At 71.0% G+C, this 20,878-nt stretch carries 16 protein-coding genes; 5 read left to right on the forward strand and 11 right to left on the reverse strand.

Annotated features, from left to right (window positions below):
- Positions 1-8: 8 nt before the first annotated feature.
- From tal to pgl, 4 genes are read left to right on the forward strand one after another with little or no spacing between them, the layout of a single operon-like run.
- Positions 9-1,127 carry a transaldolase gene (tal, locus tag QF032_RS10365; protein ID WP_306953329.1) on the forward strand — a complete coding sequence of 373 codons (1,119 nt, stop codon included), beginning with the start codon at positions 9-11 and terminating at the stop codon, positions 1,125-1,127.
- A 4-nt stretch (positions 1,128-1,131) separates the two neighbouring features.
- Entirely contained in the window at positions 1,132-2,655 is a 1,524-nt protein-coding gene (gene zwf / locus QF032_RS10370) for a glucose-6-phosphate dehydrogenase (RefSeq protein WP_306953328.1), read from the forward strand.
- Positions 2,652-3,794 (forward strand): glucose-6-phosphate dehydrogenase assembly protein OpcA, encoded by a 1,143-nt coding sequence (gene opcA, locus QF032_RS10375; protein ID WP_307041766.1) that lies wholly within the window; start codon positions 2,652-2,654, stop codon positions 3,792-3,794. Before zwf ends, opcA begins: the two co-directional genes overlap by 4 nt.
- Positions 3,791-4,573: a 6-phosphogluconolactonase gene (pgl, locus tag QF032_RS10380; protein WP_307041768.1), complete on the forward strand. Its 783-nt coding sequence runs from the start codon at positions 3,791-3,793 to the stop codon at positions 4,571-4,573. Before opcA ends, pgl begins: the two co-directional genes overlap by 4 nt.
- A gap of 110 nt (positions 4,574-4,683) precedes the next feature.
- Here pgl and pgi read toward each other — a convergent pair whose 3' ends face one another.
- The 11 genes from pgi to uvrC all read right to left on the reverse strand — a co-directional run bounded on the left by pgi (position 4,684) and on the right by uvrC (position 19,382).
- Positions 4,684-6,339 carry a glucose-6-phosphate isomerase gene (gene pgi / locus QF032_RS10385; protein ID WP_307055833.1) on the reverse strand — a complete coding sequence of 552 codons (1,656 nt, stop codon included), beginning with the start codon at positions 6,337-6,339 and terminating at the stop codon, positions 4,684-4,686.
- A 304-nt stretch (positions 6,340-6,643) separates the two neighbouring features.
- Positions 6,644-6,979 carry an RNA polymerase-binding protein RbpA gene (locus QF032_RS10390; RefSeq protein ID WP_078615979.1) on the reverse strand — a complete coding sequence of 112 codons (336 nt, stop codon included), beginning with the start codon at positions 6,977-6,979 and terminating at the stop codon, positions 6,644-6,646.
- Between the two features lie 211 nt (positions 6,980-7,190).
- Positions 7,191-7,427 carry a preprotein translocase subunit SecG gene (gene secG, locus QF032_RS10395; protein WP_107444596.1) on the reverse strand — a complete coding sequence of 79 codons (237 nt, stop codon included), beginning with the start codon at positions 7,425-7,427 and terminating at the stop codon, positions 7,191-7,193.
- 144 nt (positions 7,428-7,571) lie between these two features.
- Positions 7,572-8,348 (reverse strand): triose-phosphate isomerase, encoded by a 777-nt coding sequence (gene tpiA, locus QF032_RS10400; RefSeq protein ID WP_306953321.1) that lies wholly within the window; start codon positions 8,346-8,348, stop codon positions 7,572-7,574.
- A 6-nt stretch (positions 8,349-8,354) separates the two neighbouring features.
- Positions 8,355-9,566 carry a phosphoglycerate kinase gene (locus QF032_RS10405; RefSeq protein ID WP_307055835.1) on the reverse strand — a complete coding sequence of 404 codons (1,212 nt, stop codon included), beginning with the start codon at positions 9,564-9,566 and terminating at the stop codon, positions 8,355-8,357.
- Positions 9,567-9,699: 133 nt separating this feature from the next.
- Entirely contained in the window at positions 9,700-10,710 is a 1,011-nt protein-coding gene (gene gap, locus QF032_RS10410; RefSeq protein WP_306953319.1) for a type I glyceraldehyde-3-phosphate dehydrogenase, read from the reverse strand.
- Positions 10,711-10,940: 230 nt separating this feature from the next.
- Complete coding sequence (locus QF032_RS10415; RefSeq protein ID WP_307041775.1) at positions 10,941-13,895, reverse strand: M14 family metallopeptidase; 2,955 nt, start codon at positions 13,893-13,895, stop codon at positions 10,941-10,943.
- A gap of 144 nt (positions 13,896-14,039) precedes the next feature.
- The gene (gene whiA, locus QF032_RS10420; protein WP_307041777.1) at positions 14,040-15,029 is read right to left on the reverse strand and encodes a DNA-binding protein WhiA; all 990 of its coding nucleotides are present in this window, start codon (positions 15,027-15,029) and stop codon (positions 14,040-14,042) included.
- Entirely contained in the window at positions 15,020-16,087 is a 1,068-nt protein-coding gene (locus tag QF032_RS10425) for a gluconeogenesis factor YvcK family protein (RefSeq protein WP_307041779.1), read from the reverse strand. Before QF032_RS10425 ends, whiA begins: the two co-directional genes overlap by 10 nt.
- Positions 16,084-17,151: an RNase adapter RapZ gene (rapZ, locus tag QF032_RS10430; RefSeq protein WP_307055836.1), complete on the reverse strand. Its 1,068-nt coding sequence runs from the start codon at positions 17,149-17,151 to the stop codon at positions 16,084-16,086. Before rapZ ends, QF032_RS10425 begins: the two co-directional genes overlap by 4 nt.
- Positions 17,148-19,382, reverse strand: a complete 2,235-nt coding sequence (gene uvrC, locus QF032_RS10435; RefSeq protein WP_307055838.1) for an excinuclease ABC subunit UvrC — start codon at positions 19,380-19,382, stop codon at positions 17,148-17,150. Before uvrC ends, rapZ begins: the two co-directional genes overlap by 4 nt.
- Before the next feature lie 379 nt (positions 19,383-19,761).
- Here uvrC and QF032_RS10440 point away from each other — a divergent pair, with 379 nt between their 5' ends.
- On the forward strand, positions 19,762-20,730 hold the full coding sequence (locus QF032_RS10440; protein WP_307041785.1) for a hypothetical protein: 969 nt from the start codon (positions 19,762-19,764) through the stop codon (positions 20,728-20,730).
- Positions 20,731-20,878: the final 148 nt, after the last annotated feature.

The following is a 20,878-nucleotide window of genomic DNA, read 5'->3' on the forward strand; positions in this document are numbered from 1 at the left end:
GTAATTCCATGACAGACGCACTCAAGCGCCTCTCCGAGGAGGGCGTCGCGATCTGGCTGGACGACCTGTCGCGCAAGCGGATCACGTCCGGCAACCTCGCCGAGCTGATCGACCAGCAGCACGTCGTGGGCGTCACCACCAACCCGTCGATCTTCCAGAAGGCGATCTCCCAGGGCGACGGCTACGACCATCAGCTCTCCGACCTCGCCGCCCGCGGGGTCACGGTCGAAGAGGCCATCCGCATGATCACGACGGCGGACGTCCGTGACGCCGCCGACATCCTGCGCCCGGTCTTCGACGCCACCGGCGGCCAGGACGGCCGGGTGTCCATCGAGGTGGACCCGCGCCTCGCGCACCACACCAAGCCGACGGTCGCCGAGGCCAAGCAGCTCGCGTGGCTGGTCGACCGCCCCAACACGCTGATCAAGATCCCGGCCACCATGGGCGGCCTGCCGGCCATCACCGAGGTCATCGGCCTGGGCATCAGCGTCAACGTCACGCTGATCTTCTCGCTGGAGCGCTACCGCCAGGTCATGGACGCCTACCTGTCCGGCCTGGAGCAGGCCAAGGAGCGCGGCCTGGACCTGTCGAAGATCCACTCCGTGGCGTCCTTCTTCGTGTCCCGCGTGGACACCGAGATCGACAAGCGCCTCGACGCGCTCGGCACCGACGAGGCCAAGGCCGCCCGCGGCAAGGCCGGACTCGCCAACGCGCGCCTCGCCTACCAGGCGTACGAGGAGGTCTTCGCCGGCGAGCGCTGGGCCGCGCTGGAGAAGGCGGGCGCCAACAAGCAGCGTCCGCTGTGGGCCTCCACCGGCGTGAAGGACCCCGCGTACAAGGACACCCTGTACGTGGACGACCTGGTCGCCCCGAACACGGTGAACACCATGCCGGAGGCGACCCTGTTCGCCGCCGAGGACCACGGCTCGATCACCGGCAACACCGTCGCCGGCACCTACGAGCAGGCCCGCGCCGAGATCGACGCCGTCGAGAAGCTCGGCATCTCCTACGACGAGGTGGTCCAGCTCCTCGAGGACGAGGGCGTCGAGAAGTTCGAGGCGTCCTGGAACGACCTGCTCAAGTCGACCGAGGCGGAGCTCCAGCGCCTCGCCCCCTCGGAGGGCTGAGAATTTGTCGAGCAGCAACCCGCTGCGTGACCCCGCCGACCGACGGCTCCCGCGTATCGCGGGGCCGTCGGGCCTGGTCATCTTCGGCGTCACGGGCGATTTGTCCCGGAAGAAGCTCATGCCCGCCGTGTACGACCTCGCCAACCGGGGTCTGCTGCCGCCGGGTTTCTCCCTGGTGGGCTTCGCCCGCCGGGAGTGGGAGCACGAGGACTTCGCGCAGGAGGTCCACGACGCCGTCAAGGAGCACGCCCGCACGCCCTTCCGCGAGGAGGTCTGGCAGCAGCTCGTCCAGGGCATGCGCTTCGTGCAGGGCACCTTCGACGACGACGAGGCGTTCGAGCGGCTGCGCGCGACGATCGACGAACTGGACCGGGCCCAGGGCACGGGCGGCAACTTCGCCTTCTACCTCTCGGTGCCACCGCGTTCCTTCCCGGTGGTCATCAAGCAGCTGAAGAAGCACGGGCTGGCCGACCAGCAGAACGGCTCCTGGCGGCGCGCGGTCATCGAAAAGCCCTTCGGTCACGACCTCGCCTCGGCCGAGGAGCTCAACAAGGTCGTCCACGAGGTCTTCGGCTCGGACCAGGTCTTCCGCATCGACCACTACCTGGGCAAGGAGACCGTCCAGAACATCCTGGCGCTCCGCTTCGCGAACACGATGTTCGAGCCGATCTGGAACCGGTCCTTCGTGGACCATGTGCAGATCACCATGGCCGAGGACATCGGCATCGGCGGCCGGGCCGGCTACTACGACGGCATCGGCGCCGCCCGTGACGTCATCCAGAACCACCTGCTCCAGCTGATGGCGCTGACCGCCATGGAGGAGCCCGCCTCCTTCGACGCGGACGCGCTGGCCGCGGAGAAGACCAAGGTGCTCGGCGCCGTCCGGCTGCCGAAGGACCTGGGCCGCGACACCGTGCGCGGTCAGTACGCGGCCGGCTGGCAGGGCGGCGAGAAGGCCGTCGGCTATCTCGAAGAGGACGGCATCGACCCCAAGTCGAAGACCGACACCTACGCGGCAGTCAAGCTGGGCGTGGACAACCGCCGTTGGGCGGGCGTCCCGTTCTACCTGCGCACCGGCAAGCGGCTCGGCCGGCGGGTGACCGAGATCGCGGTCGTCTTCCAGCGGGCCCCGCACTCCCCCTTCGACTCCACGGCCACCGAGGAGCTCGGGGCGAACGCCATCGTCATCCGGGTCCAGCCGGACGAGGGGATCACGGTCCGCTTCGGCTCCAAGGTGCCCGGCACCTCCATGGAGATCCGGGACGTGTCGATGGACTTCGCCTACGGCGAGTCCTTCACCGAGTCCTCGCCCGAGGCGTACGAGCGGCTGATCCTGGACGTGCTGCTGGGCGACTCGAACCTCTTCCCCCGCACCGAGGAGGTCGAGCTGTCCTGGAAGATCCTCGACCCGATCGAGCAGTACTGGGACAAGAACGGCAGGCCCGCGCAGTACCCGTCGGGCACCTGGGGGCCGGTCGAGGCCGACGAGATGCTCGAGCGAGACGGACGGAGCTGGCGCCGGCCATGAAAACGGACCTCACGGACACCACTGCCAGCAAGATCAACAAGGCGCTGGTGCAGGGCCGCCGTGCGATAGGCACACCCGCCGTCGGCATGGTGCTCACCCTCGTCGTCGTCACGGACGAGGAGAACGCCTACGACGCCCTGAAGGCCGCCAACGACGCGTCGCACGAGCACCCCTCGCGCACGCTCGTGGTCATCAAGCGCGTCTCCCGCTCCCCCCGGGGCCGCACCCAGTCCCGCCTCGACGCCGAGGTGCGCCTCGGCGCGGACGCCGGCAGCGGCGAGACGGTCATCCTCCGGCTGTACGGCGAGGTGTCCGACCACGCCCAGTCCGTCGTGCTGCCGCTGCTGCTGCCGGACGCGCCCGTGGTGGTCTGGTGGTCGGTGGACGCTCCGCGCGACCCGGCGGGCGACCCGCTGGGCGCCCTGGGCCAGCGCCGGGTCACCGACAGCTACACGGCGGAGAAGCCCGTCGACGAGCTGCGTTCCCGCGCCGAGAGCTACGAGCCGGGCGACACCGACCTGGCGTGGGCCCGGATCACTCCGTGGCGTTCCATGCTGGCCGCCGCACTCGACCAGGTCAGCTGCGAGATCGTGTCCGCCGAGGTGGCGGGCGAGGAGTCCAACCCGAGCGTCGAGCTGCTCGCCATGTGGCTCGCCGACCGGCTCCATGTGCACGTCCGGCGCGCGGTCTCGGCCGGCCCCGGTCTGACCCAGGTGCGAATGGAGACCACCGGCGGCCCGATCACGCTGCACCGGTCGGACGGGGCGATGGCCACCCTGGCGCTGCCCGGCCAGCCCGACCGGGCGGTGGCGCTCAAGCGCCGGGAGACGTCGGAGCTGCTCGCGGAGGAGCTGCGCAGGCTCGACCCCGACGACACGTACGCGTCCGCCCTGCGGTTCGGCGTGGACCGGCTGGGCGGCCTGCAGTCGGCCGCCGAGCGGGTGGCGGAGCGGGCCGAGGCGGCCTCCCAGCCCCCGCCGTCCCTGCCGGTCCGCGCCGTGGCGGAACCGGCTGCCGCCGGCCGTGACTCCGGCCCGGCCGCCCCTGCCGCGCCGGCCACCGCCTCACCGGGCTCCGGTGACGGCGACCGGCCGTCTCCCGCGCAGATGCCCCCGGTCAGGAAGGCGGATCAGCAGTGAGCACGCCCCAGCTGGTCGTCCACCGCGACAAGGAGCTGATGGCGCAGGCCGCGGCGGCCCGGCTGATCACGAAGATCGTGGACGCGCAGGCCTCCCGGGGCCATGCGTCCGTGGTCCTCACCGGCGGCCGCAACGGCAACGGCCTGCTGGCCGCGCTGGCCGCCGCGCCCGCCCGCGACGCCGTCGACTGGGCGCGGCTCGACCTGTGGTGGGGCGACGAGCGGTTCCTGCCCGAGGGCGACCCGGAGCGCAACGTCACGCAGGCCCGTGAGGCCCTGCTCGACTCCGTCCCGGTGGACCCGAAGCGTGTGCACGCCATGCCCGCGTCGGACGGTCCCGACGGCGCCGACGTGGAGGCGGCCGCGGCGTCCTACGCCGAGGAACTGGCCCGCGCGGCCGGTCCCGAGAACCACGGCACGGTCCCGTCCTTCGACGTGCTGATGCTGGGCGTCGGCCCGGACACCCATGTGGCCTCGCTCTTCCCGGAGCTGCCGGCCGTGCGGGAGACCGAGCGCACGGTGGTCGGCGTCCGCGGCGCGCCCAAGCCCCCGCCGACCCGCGTCACGCTCACCCTCCCGGCGATCCGGGCGGCCCGTGAGGTGTGGCTGCTCGCGGCCGGCGAGGACAAGGCGCAGGCCGCGGCGATCGCCCTGTCCGGAGCGGGCGAGATCCAGGCCCCGGCCGCGGGAGCCCAGGGACGCGCCCGCACCCTGTGGCTGCTGGACTCGGCGGCGGCCTCGCGGCTGCCGAGGTCGCTGTATCCGCCGGCTTCGTCGTAACGCCTTCTGCGCGACAGCACTCGACGCCGGGTCCCGTCCAGGGACCCGGCGTCGAGTGCTGTCAGCAGCAGATCGGCACCGTCAGCAGGGCCGCTCCGGCCGGGGTCGCCTCACTGCCGGCCGCGCAGCTCCCGGTACGTGGCGACGAGGGCCCGGGTGGACCCGTCCAGACCGGCGACGTCGGCGCCTTCGGTGAGGGCGGGCTCCACGCGCTTGGCGAGGACCTTGCCGAGCTCCACGCCCCACTGGTCGAAGGAGTCGATGTTCCACACCGCGCCCTGCACGAACACCTTGTGCTCGTAGAGGGCGACGAGCTGGCCGAGGACGGACGGAGTGAGTTCCTTCGCCAGGATGGTCGTGGTGGGGTGGTCGCCCTTGAACGTCTTGTGCGCCACCAGTTCCTCCGGCACTCCTTCCGCGCGGACCTCCTCGGGCGTCTTGCCGAAGGCCAGCGCCTGCGTCTGCGCGAAGAAGTTCGCCATCAACAGGTCGTGCTGGGAGGCGAGTTCGCCGCTGAGCTCGTCGACCGGCCGGGCGAAGCCGATGAAGTCGGCCGGGATGAGCTTCGTGCCCTGGTGGATCAACTGGTAGTAGGCGTGCTGCCCGTTGGTGCCCGGCGTGCCCCAGACGACGGGGCCGGTCTGCCAGTCCACCTCCGTGCCGTCGCGGCCGACGTGCTTGCCGTTGGACTCCATGTCCAGCTGCTGGAGATAGGCGGCGAACTTCGACAGGTAGTGGCTGTACGGCAGCACGGCGTGCGACTGCGCGTCGTGGAAGTTGCCGTACCACACGCCCAGCAGCCCCAACAGCAGCGGGACGTTGGACTCGGCGGGCGCGGTGCGGAAGTGCTCGTCGACGAGGTGGAAGCCGTCGAGCATCTCACGGAAGCGGTCCGGGCCGATGGCGATCATCAGCGACAGGCCGATCGCCGAGTCGTAGGAGTAGCGGCCGCCGACCCAGTCCCAGAACTCGAACATGTTGGCCGTGTCGATGCCGAAGCCGGCGACCTTCCCGGCGTTCGTCGACAGGGCGACGAAGTGCTGGGCGACCGCCTTCTCGTCGCCGCCCAGTCCGTCGAGGAGCCAGGAGCGGGCCGAGGTGGCGTTGGTGATCGTCTCGATGGTGGTGAAGGTCTTCGACGCGACGATGAACAGCGTCTCCGCCGGGTCCAGGTCGCGGACCGCCTCGTGCAGGTCCGCGCCGTCCACGTTGGACACGAAGCGGACCGTGAGGTCGCGGTCGGTGTAACTGCGCAGCGCCTCGTAGGCCATCGCCGGGCCCAGGTCGGAGCCGCCGATGCCGATGTTGACGACGTTGCGGATGCGCCGGCCGGTGTGGCCGGTCCACTCTCCGGAGCGCACCCGCTCGGCGAAGCCGGCCATCTTGTCGAGGACGGCGTGCACGGCGGGGACGACGTTCTCCCCGTCGACCTCGATCACCGCGTCGCGCGGGGCGCGCAGGGCGGTGTGCAGCACCGCGCGGTCCTCGGTGGTGTTGATCCGCTCGCCGCGGAACATGGCGTCCCGCAGCCCGAACACGTCGACCGCCGCGGCCAGCTCACGCAACAGTCGCAGTGTCTCGTCCGTGACGAGGTGCTTGGAGTAGTCGATGTGCAGGTCGCCGACCTGCAGGGTGTGACCGGCGCCGCGGTCGGGGTCGGCGGCGAACAGCTCGCGCAGCCGCACCTCGCCGAGTTCCTCGCGGTGTTCGGCCAGAGCGGTCCACTCGGGCGTCTGGTTCAGCCTCGTACGGCCGTCTGCGTTCATCTCGGACTTCAGCCCTTCCTCACCTGTCCGTGCTGCCTCGCACGCCTTGCCCCGCCGCTCCCAACCTAGTTGATCAGGAGTGAGCACGAGCGGACGTGCCGTGGCGCCCGGGGCAACAGGAGGTACGTCCCGCAGGCGCTCGGGTATCAGCGCGGCGGCGGTGTGTGCGACGAGGCAGGGCCGCGGCGAACGGCGGAGGGCAGCGCGGAGGACCGTTGCGCGGGCTGACGGCCCGGGCGCGAAACAGCTTCGGCCGGGCGCCCTCGGGCACCCGGCCGGTCTACGTCACCAGGGCGTGTCCGCCCTAGATCTCGCCCCGCAGTTTGGCGAGCGCCTCGGCGAGGATCGCCTCGCCGTCCGCGTCGCTGCGCCGCTCCCGCACATAGGCGAGGTGCGTCTTGTAGGGCTCGGTGCGCGGGGGGTCCGGGGGGTTGTCCCGGTCCTGCCCGGCGGGAAAGCCGCAGCGCGGGCAGTCCCAGGTCTCGGGAACCTGCGCGTCGCTGGCGAAGCTGGGCACCGTCTCGTGTCCGTTGGAGCACCAGAAGGAGATGCGCAGACGGGGCGCGGACTCGCCCCGCTCGGCCTCGCCCATCGGCCCCGCCCCGACCCGGCTACCTCGGATCGCGTTGCCACTTGCCACGGTCGTAACTCCCTGCGTGATGGTGCCGCGAAGCGAGTCGGCGTTTCGCTTCGCCGCGAGCGCCTCAGTCTACGTAAGGCCCAACGCGCGTCCAGTGATTGGAGTTACAGCTCCCACACCTGGACGCAAGCCCCATGATAGGCCGCGCTCTGCTGCGCGTACCGAACATGGGGCCTTACGTACCGGAATGTGCGTGCCTGTGAGAAGCTGATCAGTTGTTCGTCTTCATCAGGATGCCGAGGACGATGATGGAGGCGAACCACAGCGTCCCGACCACGACGGTGATGCGGTCGAGGTTGCGCTCGGCGACCGAGGAACCGCCGACGGAGGACTGCATGCCACCGCCGAACATGTCGGAGAGGCCGCCGCCCTTCCCCTTGTGCATCAGCACCAGCAGCATCAGCAGCAGGCTGAAGACGATCAGGGCGATCGAGAACCCCAAAACCACGGCTGGACCAACTTCCTCGGATTCGGATAAGGACCGGAACGGACAACGGGGGCACAGCGCCGATTCCCGTGCGGCTGCGCCGCGTGGCGCTATGCCCCCGCAAGAGTACGACGGATCGCCGCTACCGCATACTCACAGCTCGGATCACTGGTCGCGGAAGCGCACGATCTTGACGAACTCGTCCGCGTCCAGCGAGGCGCCGCCGACCAGCGCGCCGTCGATGTCGGCCTGCGCCATGATCTCGGCGACGTTGCCGGACTTGACGGAGCCGCCGTACTGGATGCGGACCTTGTCGGCCAGCTCCTGGGTGTAGAGCTCGGCGATCTTGGCGCGGACGGCGGCGCAGACCTCCTGCGCGTCCTCGGCGCCGCAGACCTTGCCGGTGCCGATGGCCCACACGGGCTCGTAGGCGATCACGACGGACTCGGCCTGCTCGGCCGGTAGGTCCTTCAGACCGCCCTCGACCTGGGCGAGGGTGTGGGCGACGTGGTTGCCCGCCTCGCGGACGTCCAGCTCCTCGCCGACGCACAGGATGGGGGTCAGGCCGTGCTTGTAGGCGGCCTTGACCTTGGCGTTCACCAGCTCGTCGGTCTCGTCGTGGTACTGCCGGCGCTCGGAGTGGCCGATCGCCACGAACGTGCACTTCAGCTTGGCGAGCATCGCACCGGAGATCTCGCCGGTGTAGGCGCCGGAGTCCTGCGCCGAGATGTCCTGGGCGCCGTACTTGATCTTGAGCTTGTCACCGTCGACCAGGGTCTGCACGGAGCGCAGGTCGGTGAAGGGCGGCAGGACGGCGACCTCGACGGCCTCGTAGTCCTTGTCGGCCAGGGCGAAGGCGAGCTTCTGGACGTGCGCGATGGCCTCGAGGTGGTTGAGGTTCATCTTCCAGTTGCCCGCCATCAGCGGCGTACGAGTGGTCATGCGGGGTCAGCCTTCCAGTGCGGCGAGGCCGGGGAGCGTCTTGCCCTCGAGGTATTCGAGGGAGGCGCCGCCACCGGTCGAGATGTGGCCGAATGCGTTCTCGTCGAAGCCGAGCGTGCGCACGGCCGCGGCGGAGTCTCCACCGCCGACGACGGTGAAGCCGTCCGAGTCGATGAGAGCCTGGGCGACCGCCTTGGTGCCCTCGGCGTAGTCGGGGTGTTCGAAGACGCCCATCGGACCGTTCCAGAACACGGTCGCGGCGTCGGCGAGCTTGCCCGCGTACAGCTCACCCGTCTTCGGGCCGACGTCCAGGCCCAGCCGGCCCTCGGGCATCTTGTCCGCGTCGACGGCGGCGTGCTCGGTGGGCGCCTTGGCCTTCAGGTCCGGGAATCCGGGCGAGACCACGACGTCGACCGGGAGGACCAGCTCGACGCCCTGCTTCTCGGCGCGTTCCAGGTACTCGGTGACGACCGGGATCTGGTCCTCCTGGAGGAGGGAGGTGCCGACCTCGTGGCCCTGGGCCTTGAGGAAGGTGAAGGCCATGCCGCCGCCGATGAGGATGCGGTCGGCCTTGCCGAGCAGTTCGTCGATGACGGCGAGCTTGTCGGAGACCTTGGAGCCGCCGAGCGCCACGACGTAGGGGCGCGCGACGTCCTGGGTGAGCTTCTTCAGGACGCCGACCTCGGTGGCGATCAGGTAGCCGGCGTAGTGCGGCAGCTTGCCCGGGAGGTCGTACACGGACGCGTGCTTGCGGTGCACCGCGCCGAAGCCGTCGCCCACGTACACGTCGGCGAGGACGGCCAGCCGGTCGGCGAAGGCGGCCCTCTCGGCGTCGTCCTTCGAGGTCTCGCCGGCGTTGAAGCGCAGGTTCTCGACGACCGCGACCCGGCCGTCGGCGAGGCCGGCGACGGTGGCCGTGGCGGAGTCGCCGACGGTGTCGGTCGCGAAGGCCACGTCGGCGCCGAGGAGTTCACCGAGGCGCGCGGCGGCGGGAGCGAGGGAGAAGGCCGGGTCCGGAGCGCCCTTGGGGCGGCCCAGGTGGGAGGCGACGACCACGCGGGCGCCCGCCTCGGCCAGCGCCTTGACGGTGGGCAGCACGGCGCGGATACGGCCGTCGTCGGTGATGGTGGTGCCGGCCAGCGGCACGTTCAGGTCGGCGCGGACGAAGACGCGCTTGCCTGCGACGCCTTCGGCGAGAAGTTCGTCGATCGTCTTCATTGAGTGGGCTCCCGGGAGGACTGGTGGTGCTCGTGATCCTAAGAGGGCTGGTCTGCACGTGAGTCAGGGCCCGGGCGGCGCGTCCTTGCGCCGCCCGGGCCCTGCTCTCACATCAACGTGCTCGCTCTGTCGATCAGAGCTGGGCGCCGACGAAGACCGTCAGGTCCACGAGGCGGTTGGAGTAGCCCCACTCGTTGTCGTACCAGCCGAGGATCTTCACCGAGTTGCCCTCCTGGACCATGGTCAGGGAGGAGTCGAAGGTGCAGGAGGCCGGGTCGCTGACGATGTCCGAGGAGACGATCGGGTCCTCGGTGTAGGCCAGGTAGCCCTTGAGGTCGCCGTCCTCGGAGGCCTTCTTGAACGCGGCGTTGACCTCGTCCTTGGTGACCTCGCGCTGGAGGGTCACGACCAGGTCGGTGGCCGAGCCGGTCGGGACCGGCACGCGCATCGCGATGCCGTCCAGCTTGCCCTTGAGCTGCGGCAGGACCAGGGCGGTGGCCTTCGCGGCGCCCGTCGTGGTCGGGATGATGTTCTCGGCGGCGGCGCGGGCGCGGCGCAGGTCCGAGTGCGGGAAGTCCAGGATGCGCTGGTCGTTGGTGTACGCGTGGACCGTCGTCATCAGACCCTTGACGATGCCGAAGTTCTCGTCGAGGACCTTGGCCATCGGCGCCACACAGTTGGTGGTGCAGGAGGCGTTGGAGATGACGTGGTGGTTCGCCGGGTCGTACTTGTCCTGGTTGACGCCCATCACGATGGTGATGTCCTCGTCCTTGGCCGGAGCCGAGATGAGGACCTTCTTGGCGCCGCCCGCGATGTGCTTCTCGGCGTCGGCCTTCTTGGTGAAGATGCCGGTCGACTCGATCACGATGTCGACGCCGAGGTCGCCCCACGGGATGTCGGCGGGGTTGCGCTCGGACAGCACCTTGATGGTGTGGCCGTCCACAGTGATCGTGTCTGCCGTGTGCGACACCTCGGCCTTGAGACGGCCCAGGATGGTGTCGTACTTGAGCAGGTGAGCGGTGGTCGCGGTGTCACCCAGGTCGTTGACAGCCACGATCTCGATGTCAGCACCCTGCTCCAGCAGCGCGCGGAAGTAGTTACGACCGATGCGGCCAAAGCCGTTGATGCCTACGCGGATCGTCACGAACCGATCTCCTCGTTGGTACGCCGGCCACGAGGTGCCGGCGAGCTGTATTTGGGATGTCCCCGACCACCCACGACCCTACCTCTCCGGGGCCGCCGGAGTGACATCGAGTCGGCCCATACACGGCACGGCGGTCCGTACCCGCCAGTAGGGGTACGGACCGCACGGGCCGGACGGGCCCGATCACTCGATCCGGTTACGAACCGTCACGAAGGGTTGACTTGGGCGTGTCATCGCCCAAGTGAGGCGAGCGCCTTTCCGATGAGCGCCTTTCGGTCGGCCGCCGCGGCGACGTGCTCCAGGCCGAAGCCGAGCAGCACGGTGTCGTCGGTGGTGACCGCTCCGTACGTCTGGAACAGGACGCCGGTGCGCGCCCAGTCCTTCAGCACGCCCGGGCTGCCCGCGGGGGGTCCGCCGGCCTTCCAGGCGCCGAGCGACGTCTCGAAGCCCTCGGTCTCGACGGCGCCGCCGCCGACGACCAGCGAGGCGTCGTCCGCGAGCACGCCGCGGCCGCCGCTGCCCGGGTCGGTGACGTAGGCGATCGAGACCTCGACGTTCTTGCCCGCGTACGCGCTCAGGTCGAAGTTCACCTGCTGCCAGCCGCTGGAGGCGCCGGTGAGGGCGTTCCAGGAGCCGGTGGACCCGGTCGCGGTGCAGTCGTTCGCGGCGAGGGTCAGGTAGTGCTCGAGCCATGGGTGCTCACCGACGTAGAAACCGGCCCCGCACTCCGCGGGCACGGTGGTCCTGGTGGCGCCGCCCGCCTCCGCAAGCGTGGTCCAGTCGTCGCCGCCGACGGTGTGGATCTCGACGATCGCGTTGTCGTAGCCCGGCTCGGTGTCCCACAGCAGCTGGGTGCGCAGCGTCGGCTTGGCCGCCGCGCCGACGCCGCTGAGGTCGACGGTGCGGGTGAGGCGCTTGTAGGCGTCGTCGGTGTGCACGGCCGCGGCCATGTACGAGCCCGCGTACGGCCCGTAGGGGTTGACCGTCCCGGCGAACTGGCCGGCGCCCGCGCTCGCGAACTGCGGGTAGGCGGCCGCGGGCAGCTCGTCCGAGGTGACCGCGTAGGTGCCCGCCTTGTCGAGCGGGTTGCCCGTGGCCGGGCCGAGAGCCGCGCTCAGTGCGCCGAGCCTGCCGGAACCGGTGAAGCCGGTGGCGCCGGGGGTCGAGGTGCGGGAGTAGGCGCCCAGGTAGTACTGGCTGAAGTCGTTCGACGGGGTGCCGTCGGCGAGCGCGACGCTGCCGCCGGCCAGCTCGCCCGCCTCGATCAGCTTGCCGCCCTCGTTGAGGAAGGCGCGCAGCGCGAGCTGGGTCGGGTTGCCGGGGGTGCTCGCGCCCGTGTAGTGGACGACCGTGCGGAAGTGGCTCAGCACGCCGAGCGCGTCGGGCGCCCCCTGTGCGGCGACGTCCCAGACGATCGCCTTGCGGCCGTTGGCCTTCAGCGCGTCCACATACGTCTGCGCCTGCGTGGCGGCCGCGCCCTCCTCGGCGACCACCAGCGTGTCGGCCTGGGGCCGCGCGGCGACGGTGTAGGTGAAGTGCGCGCTGGAGACCTTCTTGCCGTTCTCGGCCTTCCCGGTGAACCACACCTCGACCTTGTCGCCCGGTTTGCCGTCCTTCACCTTGGCCCGGTAGGCGTCGAAGTAGAGGTTGTCCTCCCCGCCGTAGGTCTCGCCGCCCTTCCAGTGCCGGAGCGCCTGGTCCCGGGTGCGGCCGCCGTTGACGCGGTACTTGAGCTCCTTGTCGCGGACCGCCTTGCGGACGACGACGGAGACCTGCTGGTCCGCACCGCGCGCGTAGGACGTGGTGAACGGCGCCGGGGTGAAGTCGGCGGCGGCCAGACCGACCGAGGACTTCGGGCGGTCGGGGCGCGCGGCGGACTCGGCGACCGACAGCGCGAACGGGACGTTCTTGGCGAACTCGGCCTGGATCAGCTTCTCGTCGTCCGGGAAGGTGAAGACCGACCGGCAGTCCGCGCTCTTCCACTGGTCGTCGGGGTCGACGTTCGACGCGGTCTGACAGGTCGACATCTCGGGGGTGAACATGGCCATGCCGTTGACGTTCGAGGCGTGGCCGTCCGCCTCGCCGTTGGTGGTGTACAGCTCCGAGGAGACCTGCGGGTGGTAGCCCGGGACGGCCGAGTTCTCGGGGGTGCCGGCGAGCGCCTCGTAGGCGACGTCGTCCGGGGTGTCGGTGGCGACCTGCCAGCCGACCCCGTAGAGGAGGAGTTCGGCGGCGGAGTGGTAGTTGATGCCGTAGGTGAAGCCGATGCGCTTCTCGAAGGCGTCGAGCGCCCTGGTCTCGGGCTCGGAGGCGGGTTTCGCGCCGCGGTAGGTCTCGCTGGTGGGGTTCGGCGAGGAACCCTCGTTGTCGTAGCCCCACTTGTAGGCGAAGTTGCGGTTGAGGTCGACGCCGTCGCCGGTGGAGATCGCGCCGTCGCCGTTGACGTCCCGCAGGTTCTTGCGCCACATGCGGTTGTCGGTGCTCTTGAAGGTGTAGTCGTAGCCGTCGGGGTTGGCCGACAGGACGAACCACAGCTCGTTGGAGTCGACGATCTTCTTGACGCGCTTGTCGGTCCGGTAGTTGTCCAGGTAGTAGTGCATCAGCCGCCGGGTCATCTCGGGGGTGATCCACTCACGCGCGTGCTGGTTGGACATGTACAGCACCGAGGGCTTGGAGCCGTCGGCGGACTTCTTCGCGTCCCTGGTCAGTTTGACCGCGAGGATGTCCTGGCCGTTCACGGTCTTGCCGAGGGAGACGACCTTGGTGAGGCCCGGGTTCTGCCGGCCGGTGCGCAGGATCTCCTCCCGCAGGCCGCCGCTTCCGCTGTACGGGCGGAACACGCCTTCGGCGGCGGCCTCCACCCGGTTCTCGGACGTGGCCGAGAGGGTGTGCTCGGCGAGCCGGACACCCTGCTTGCCGAGTTTCTTCGCCTGCTCGTCCGTGAGGTAGACCTCGACGGTGGCGGTGCCCTTCGCGGGCACCTGCTCGCTGAGTTCGTGTCCGTCCTGTCCGGCCGCCAGCAGCAGGGGTACCTGCTGTCCGGTGACCTCGGCGCGGAAGACCTTGACCTCGGCCGGATCGGGCTTCGGTGAGTGTGCGGGCTGCGCCTGGGCGATGGGCGCGAGTGCCGCTCCGCCGAGCAGGAGTGCGCCGACAGCGAGGATCGATCTCGCTCTAGGTCTCATGAACCCCCCTAGCGTGAGTTCGCCACAGCAGCGAACTCTGCCAGGCTCATGACAGTTCATGATCCAGTCAAGAGCGCCTCATAGCCAGACAAAAGCCGGTGGGGTCGCCCGATCGGACGCCCCCACCGGCCTCCTGACGAGCGATCAGCCCACCAGGTTGTCGGCGAGCTCCTCGCTCAGGTTGCACTCCGTGCCCGGGATGCCGAGGTCCGAGGCCCGCTTGTCGGCCATCGCCAGCAGCCGGCGGATCCGCCCGGCGACCGCGTCCTTCGTCAGCGGCGGGTCGGCGAGCGCGCCCAGCTCCTCCAGGGAGGCCTGCTTGTGGTCCATGCGCAGCCGGCCGGCCGCCGCGAGGTGCTCGGGCACCTCGTCGGCGAGGATCTCAAGCGCCCGCTGGACACGGGCCCCGGCGGCGACCGCGGCGCGCGCCGAACGGCGCAGGTTGGCGTCGTCGAAGTTGGCGAGCCGGTTCGCCGTGGCGCGCACCTCGCGGCGCATCCGGCGCTCCTCCCAGGCCAGCACCGACTCGTGCGCGCCCAGCCGGGTGAGCAGGGCGCCGATCGCGTCGCCGTCGCGGACCACGACCCGGTCGACCCCGCGCACCTCCCGGGCCTTCGCCGCGATGGAGAGCCGGCGGGCAGCGCCGACCAGCGCGAGCGCGGCCTCGGGGCCCGGGCAGGTCACCTCCAGCGAGGAGGAGCGGCCGGGCTCGGTGAGCGAGCCGTGCGCCAGGAACGCGCCGCGCCAGGCCGCCTCCGCGTCACAGGTCGCGCCGGAGACCACCTGCGGGGGCAGGCCCCGGATGGGGCGCCCGCGGCCGTCCACGAGCCCCGTCTGCCGGGCGAGCTGGTCACCGCCCGCGACCACCCGCACGACATAGCGCGAACCGCGGCGCAGACCGCCGGGCGCCATCACGATCAGCTCCGAGCCGTGCCCGAAGATCTCCAGGATGTCCCGCTTGAGCCGACGGGCCGCCATCGCCGTGTCCAGCTCCGCCTCGATCACGATGCGCCCGCTCACCAGGTGCAGGCCGCCGGCGAACCGCAGGATGGCGGAGACCTCCGCCTTTCTGCAGCAGGTCCGGGTGACGGGGAGCCGGGAGATCTCGTCCTTCACCGCTGCCGTCATCGCCATGGGCCGATCCTTCCATGCATCCGAAAAATACGGTCGTACGCGGCGGCCAACAGCTCCGGGTCGTGCCTCGGGGTTCCGTCGGGCCGGGCCACCGGCGCCAGCTCGACCGCGGCTCCGAACCTCTGGGCGGCGTCGGCCAGCGAGTCGCGGTCGGGCACGGCTGCCTCGTCGGCCAGCACCACGTCCAGGGCGAGTTTAGGGGCGTGTCGTCCCAAAACCTCCAAATGACGCTGCGGGGAGAAGCCGTCGGTTTCACCGGGTTGCGGAGCGAGGTTCAGCGAGAGCACCCGGCGCGCCTTCGTCTCCATGAGCGCGTCGAGCAGGTCGGGCACCAGCAGATGCGGCATGACCGAGGAGAACCAGGAGCCCGGCCCCAGCACCACCCAGTCGGCGTCCAGGACCGCTTCGACGGCCTCCGGGACGGCCGGCGGGTCGTGCGGCACCAGGTGCACGGACTGCACCTCGCCCGGTGTCAGCGCCACGGTCGCCTGCCCCCGGACCGTGTCGACGTCGTCGGGCCGCTCCGGATCGTGCCCCTTCACCAGCGCCTGGAGCTCCAGCGGCACGGCCGACATGGGCAGCACGCGCCCCTGCGCGCCGAGCAGCCGGCCGACCAGGTCCAGGGCCTGCACGTGGTCGCCGAGCTGCTCCCACAGGGCGACGATCAGCAGGTTGCCCACCGTGTGGCCGTTGATCTCGCCCTGCGACTGGAAACGGTGCTGGATGACCCGGGCCCAGGTCTGGCCCCAGTCGTCGTCGCCGCACAGCGCGGCGAGCGCCTTGCGCAGGTCGCCGGGCGGCAGGACGCCCAGTTCCTCACGCAGGCGGCCGCTGGAGCCGCCGTCGTCGGCCACCGTGACCACGCCGGTGAGGTCGCCGGTGATCCGGCGCAGTGCGGTGAGCGAGGCGGACAGGCCCATGCCGCCGCCGAGGGCGACCACCTTGGGCTGGGCGCCGCGGCGGCGCGGTTTGCCGCCGCGGGCCTCGGCAGGCCGGCCCGTGCGCCCCTCCGGGGCGACCTTGCGCAGCCGGCCGAGCCGTGGAGAACGTCCCGTCATTCCCGTCCCATGTCCCGGTGCACGACCACCGTCTCCACGCCCTCGGCCGCGAGGCGCACGGCGAGCTTCTCCGACATGGCCACCGAGCGGTGCTTGCCGCCCGTGCAGCCGACCGCGATGGTCACATAGCGCTTGCCCTCCCGGCGGTAGCCCGCGGCGACCAGCTGGAGGAGCTCCGCGTACCGGTCCAGGAACTCCTTGGCGCCGGGCTGGTTGAGGACGTACGCCGAGACCTCCTCGTTGAGCCCGGTGTAGGGGCGCAGCTCCGGGACCCAGTGCGGGTTGGGCAGGAACCGCATGTCCACGACCAGGTCGGCGTCGACCGGCAGGCCGTACTTGAAGCCGAAGGACATGACGGTCGCCCGCAGCTCGGGCTCCTCCTCGCCGGCGAACTGGGCGTCCATCTTGGCGCGCAGTTCGTGCACGTTCAGGCTGGAGGTGTCGATCACCAGGTCGGCGTCGCCGCGCAGCTCGCGCAGCAGCTCACGCTCGGCGGCGATGCCGTCGACGATGCGGCCGTCCCCCTGCAGGGGGTGCGGGCGCCGTACCCCCTCGAAGCGGCGCACCAGGGCGTCGTCGGAGGACTCGAGGAAGACGATCCGCCGGGTGACGCCCTTCGTCTCGAGGTCGGCGAGCGACTCGCGGAGGTTGTCGAAGAAGCGCCGGCCGCGGACGTCGACGACGACCGCGATCCGCGCCACGTTGCCCTGGGAACGGGCGCCCAGCTCCACCATCGTCGGGATCAGGGCGGGCGGCAGGTTGTCGACGACGAACCAGCCGAGGTCCTCCAGACACTTGGCCGCGGTCGAACGGCCGGCCCCGGACATGCCGGAGATGATCACCAGCTCGGGGATGGCCGCCTCGGGGATCCCGGGCGGCGCGACGTCGGTACTCACCTGTGCTCCGTCTTCATGGCGTGCTTCTGGCTGCGGGCTGTCGGGGACCGCGGGGTGCTGGGCGGGATCCTCTCCGGGATCCCTGTGTCCCTGCTGGGACGCGGCTGTCGGCACAGTAGTGGGCGACTGTTCCCGCCGTTGCGTGGGGTCTGCGTCGTGCTCGGTCATGTCTCCTGCCCCCGTCGTTCTTCCGGGGCGCCCGCGGTGACGGGGTCTCCGGGGGAATCCGGCGTGGCGCCGGGTTCCTCTTCCTCAATGATCTCTCCGGTGGCCGTGTTCACGGCGGGGGCGGGCGGCGCCGCCCGGGCGAAGGCCGCGGCGATGGTCTCGGCCGTCTTGCGGCCTATCCCCGGGACCTCGCAGATCTGCTGGATCGTCGCGGCCCGCAGCTTCTTCACCGAGCCGAAGTGCTTGATCAGCGCCTGCTTGCGGGTCTCTCCGAGACCCGGCACCTCGTCGAGCGGGCCGGAGCGCAAGCGCTTGGCCCGCTTGGTGCGCTGGTAGGTGATCGCGAAGCGGTGGGCCTCGTCGCGCACGCGCTGGAGCAGGTAGAGCCCCTCGCTGCTGCGGGGCAGGACGACCGGGTCGTCATCGCCCGGCAGCCAGACCTCCTCCAGGCGCTTGGCGAGGCCGCAGACGGCGATGTCGTCGATCCCCAGCTCGTCCAGCGCCCGCCTGGCGGCCGCCACCTGCGGCTGTCCGCCGTCGACGACGACGAGCTGGGGCGGGTAGGCGAAGCGCCTGGGACGACCGTCCTCGTCCTTGAGGCTGCTGGTCAGGGGCGCTTCGGACGCATCGGTCAGGAGCTCCCCCGCGTCGTGGACCCGCGTGACTCCGGTGGCATGCGCAGGAACGCCTTCCGCGCCGTCGGCGGAGAGCAGTTCGGTGGCGTCGGAGGGCAGTCCGGTGGTGTCGGAGGGCAGTCCGGTGGCGTCGGCCGCGGGCAGGCCGGTGGTGTCGGCGGAGGTGCTCTCGCCGTCGGTCCACTCGCCCGTGCGCTCCTTCTCGACGAGGTAGCGCCGGAAGCGGCGGGTGATCACCTCGTGCATGGAGCGGACGTCGTCCTGGCCCTCGAAGCCCTTGATCTGGAAGCGGCGGTACTCGCTCTTGCGCTGGAGGCCGTCCTCGAAGACGACCATCGAGGCCACCACGTCGTCGCCCTGGAGGTGGGAGATGTCGTAGCACTCGATCCGCAGCGGGGCGCTGTCCAGGTCGAGCGCCTCGGCGATCTCCTCCAGGGCACGCGAGCGCGTGGTCAGGTCGGAGGCACGCCTGGTCTTGTGCAGCACGAGCGCCTGCTGCGCGTTGCGCTCGACGGTCTCCATCAGGGCCTTCTTGTCGCCCCGCTGCGGGATGCGCAGGGACACGTTCGACCCGCGGCGCCCGGTGAGCCAGTCCTGGACGGGTTCCACGGGCTCGGGCAGGGCGGGGACCAGGACCTCCTTGGGCACGGAGTCGCCGCGCTCCTCGCCGTACAGCTGCTGGAGGGCGTGCTCGACGAGGGCGCCCGTCGTGACGTCCTCGACCTTGTCGGTCACCCAGCCACGCTGACCGCGCACCCGCCCGCCGCGGACGTGGAAGATCTGGACGGCCGCCTCCAGCTCGTCCTCGGCGACGGCGATCAGGTCGGCGTCGGTCGCGTCCGCGAGCACGACCGCGTTCTTCTCCATGGCCTTCTTCAGGGCCTCGATGTCGTCGCGCAGGCGGGCGGCCCGCTCGTACTCCATCTCGTCGGCCGCCTCCGTCATCTGCTTCTCCAGACGGCGGAGGTAGGTGCCGGTGCGGCCGGTCATGAAGTCGCAGAACTCGTCGGCCAGTTCCCGGTGGTCGTCGGCGCCGATGCGGTCCACACAGGGTGCGGAGCACTTGCCGATGTAGCCGAGCAGGCAGGGCCGGCCGGTGCGCGACGCGTTCTTGAAGACGCCGGCGGAGCAGGTGCGCACGGGGAAGACGCGCAGCAGCAGGTCGACCGTGTCCCGGATCGCCCACGCGTGCGCGTACGGCCCGAAATACCTGACGCCCTTCTTCTTCTGGCCGCGCATCACCTGCACACGCGGGTACTCCTCGTTCATCGTGACCGCGAGGTACGGGTAGCTCTTGTCGTCGCGGTACTTGACGTTGAACCGGGGGTCGTACTCCTTGATCCAGGAGTACTCCAGCTGCAGCGCCTCGACCTCCGTGGACACCACCGTCCACTCCACCGACGCGGCCGTGGTGACCATCGAGCGGGTGCGCGGGTGCAGGCCCGCCAGATCCTGGAAGTAGTTCGCCAGGCGCTGGCGCAGGCTCTTCGCCTTTCCGACGTAGATCACCCGGCGGTGCTCGTCGCGGAACCGGTACACCCCGGGAGAGTCCGGGATCTGTCCCGGCTTGGGGCGGTAGCTGGAGGGATCGGCCATGTCTCACACCCTACTGGCGCGGGGTGACACTCCGGTGGGGCTGTGGACAACGTCCGGGGCGGCCGCCCGGGCCCTGTGCGGGCACGGGCACGGCAGAGGTGGGGCCGGGGGCGCGGGGCGGGTGGGGCCGGGGGGCGCGGCAAGGGTGGGGCGGAGGCTCGGCAGGGGCGGGGCCGGGGGCGTCGACTCGGCCACACGCACATGCCACTCGGGCATCAGGTGTTGTCGGGACTTGGTCAACACGCTTCAATGCGGGGGAACTCGGGGCCTGAACGCCGCCTTTCGGATGTGAAGGCGCTCCGCGTGGCCGGCAAGGCCCCGGCCCTTCGCACGAACGGTCCGACCAACCGTCGTGAGCATTCACAGAAAGGCCCCTTGCATGCCGCACGCCCCACAGCACGCGGACACCGCCGGCCAGGCCCCCGCCGCGGAACTGGACACGGCCCTGCAGGGCGGCCCCTTCCACGTGGCGCTGCGGGCCGCGATCGCCGCCCGCGGACTGCCGCTGCAGCGCGTCCAGCATCATCTGTCGCGGTACGGGGTCCGGGTGGGCGTCACAAGCCTGAGTTACTGGCAGCAGGGCGCCCGGCGGCCGCAGCGCCCCGAGTCGCTGCGCGCCGTGCGCGCGCTGGAGGAGATCCTGCATCTGCCGGACGAGTCCCTCATCCGGCTGCTCGCGGAGTCCGACGACGGACACGGGACCGCGTCGGCAAGGGAGTCCGCCGGACGCTCCTACCGTTCGCTGCTGCAGGCCTCCGGAGCTCTCGAACGGCTGCTCGCCGAACTGGAGTGCTCCGTGGACGGGGGTCTGCACACGCTCGGCCATCACGAGCGGGTGCGCATCGGGGCGCGCCGCGAGCTTTCCAGCCGGGAGTCGCAGCACATCGTGCGCGCCCATCACGACGGCGTCGACCGCTTCGTCGCCGTCCATCACGGCGACCCCGGCTGCGCGCCTGAGCGGATGACCGTGCACGCCCTGGAGAACTGCCGGGCCGGCCGTGTCCGCCGCCATCACGACACCGGCGTGCTCGTGGCGGAGCTCCTGTTCGACACCCGGCTGCGGGCCGGTGACACCTTCCTCTTCCGTTACGGCGTCGAGGACGGCACCGCCGGCGTGTGCCGCGAGTACGTGCGCGGTTTCGGGACGGCCGGCGGCCAGTACGCCCTCCAGGTCCGCTTCACGGAGAACGCGATTCCGGTGCGCTGCCACCGCTTCACCCAGCACTCGGCGGCGGCGCCGCGCGGCGGCCGCCAGGAACTGCCGCTCAGCGGCCGGCACCGCTCGGTGCATCTCGTGGAGCCGCGGGTGCGGTCGGGGATGGTGGGCATCGGCTGGGACTGGGACTGACCGGCGCGACTGACCGGGAGGGCTCTCCCCTCCGTGCGCAACGTCTCCTCGCCCCGGCCTGAGGACGCGGCGGCGCCCCGCGGGAGTCCCGCGGGGCGCCGTCCTTTCACCGTTGCGCGCGCCAGGGCCCGGGCCCACGCGCGCGGAG

The organism is Streptomyces achromogenes (genome assembly GCF_030816715.1).
In the GTDB taxonomy this organism is placed as follows: domain Bacteria; phylum Actinomycetota; class Actinomycetes; order Streptomycetales; family Streptomycetaceae; genus Streptomyces; species Streptomyces achromogenes_A.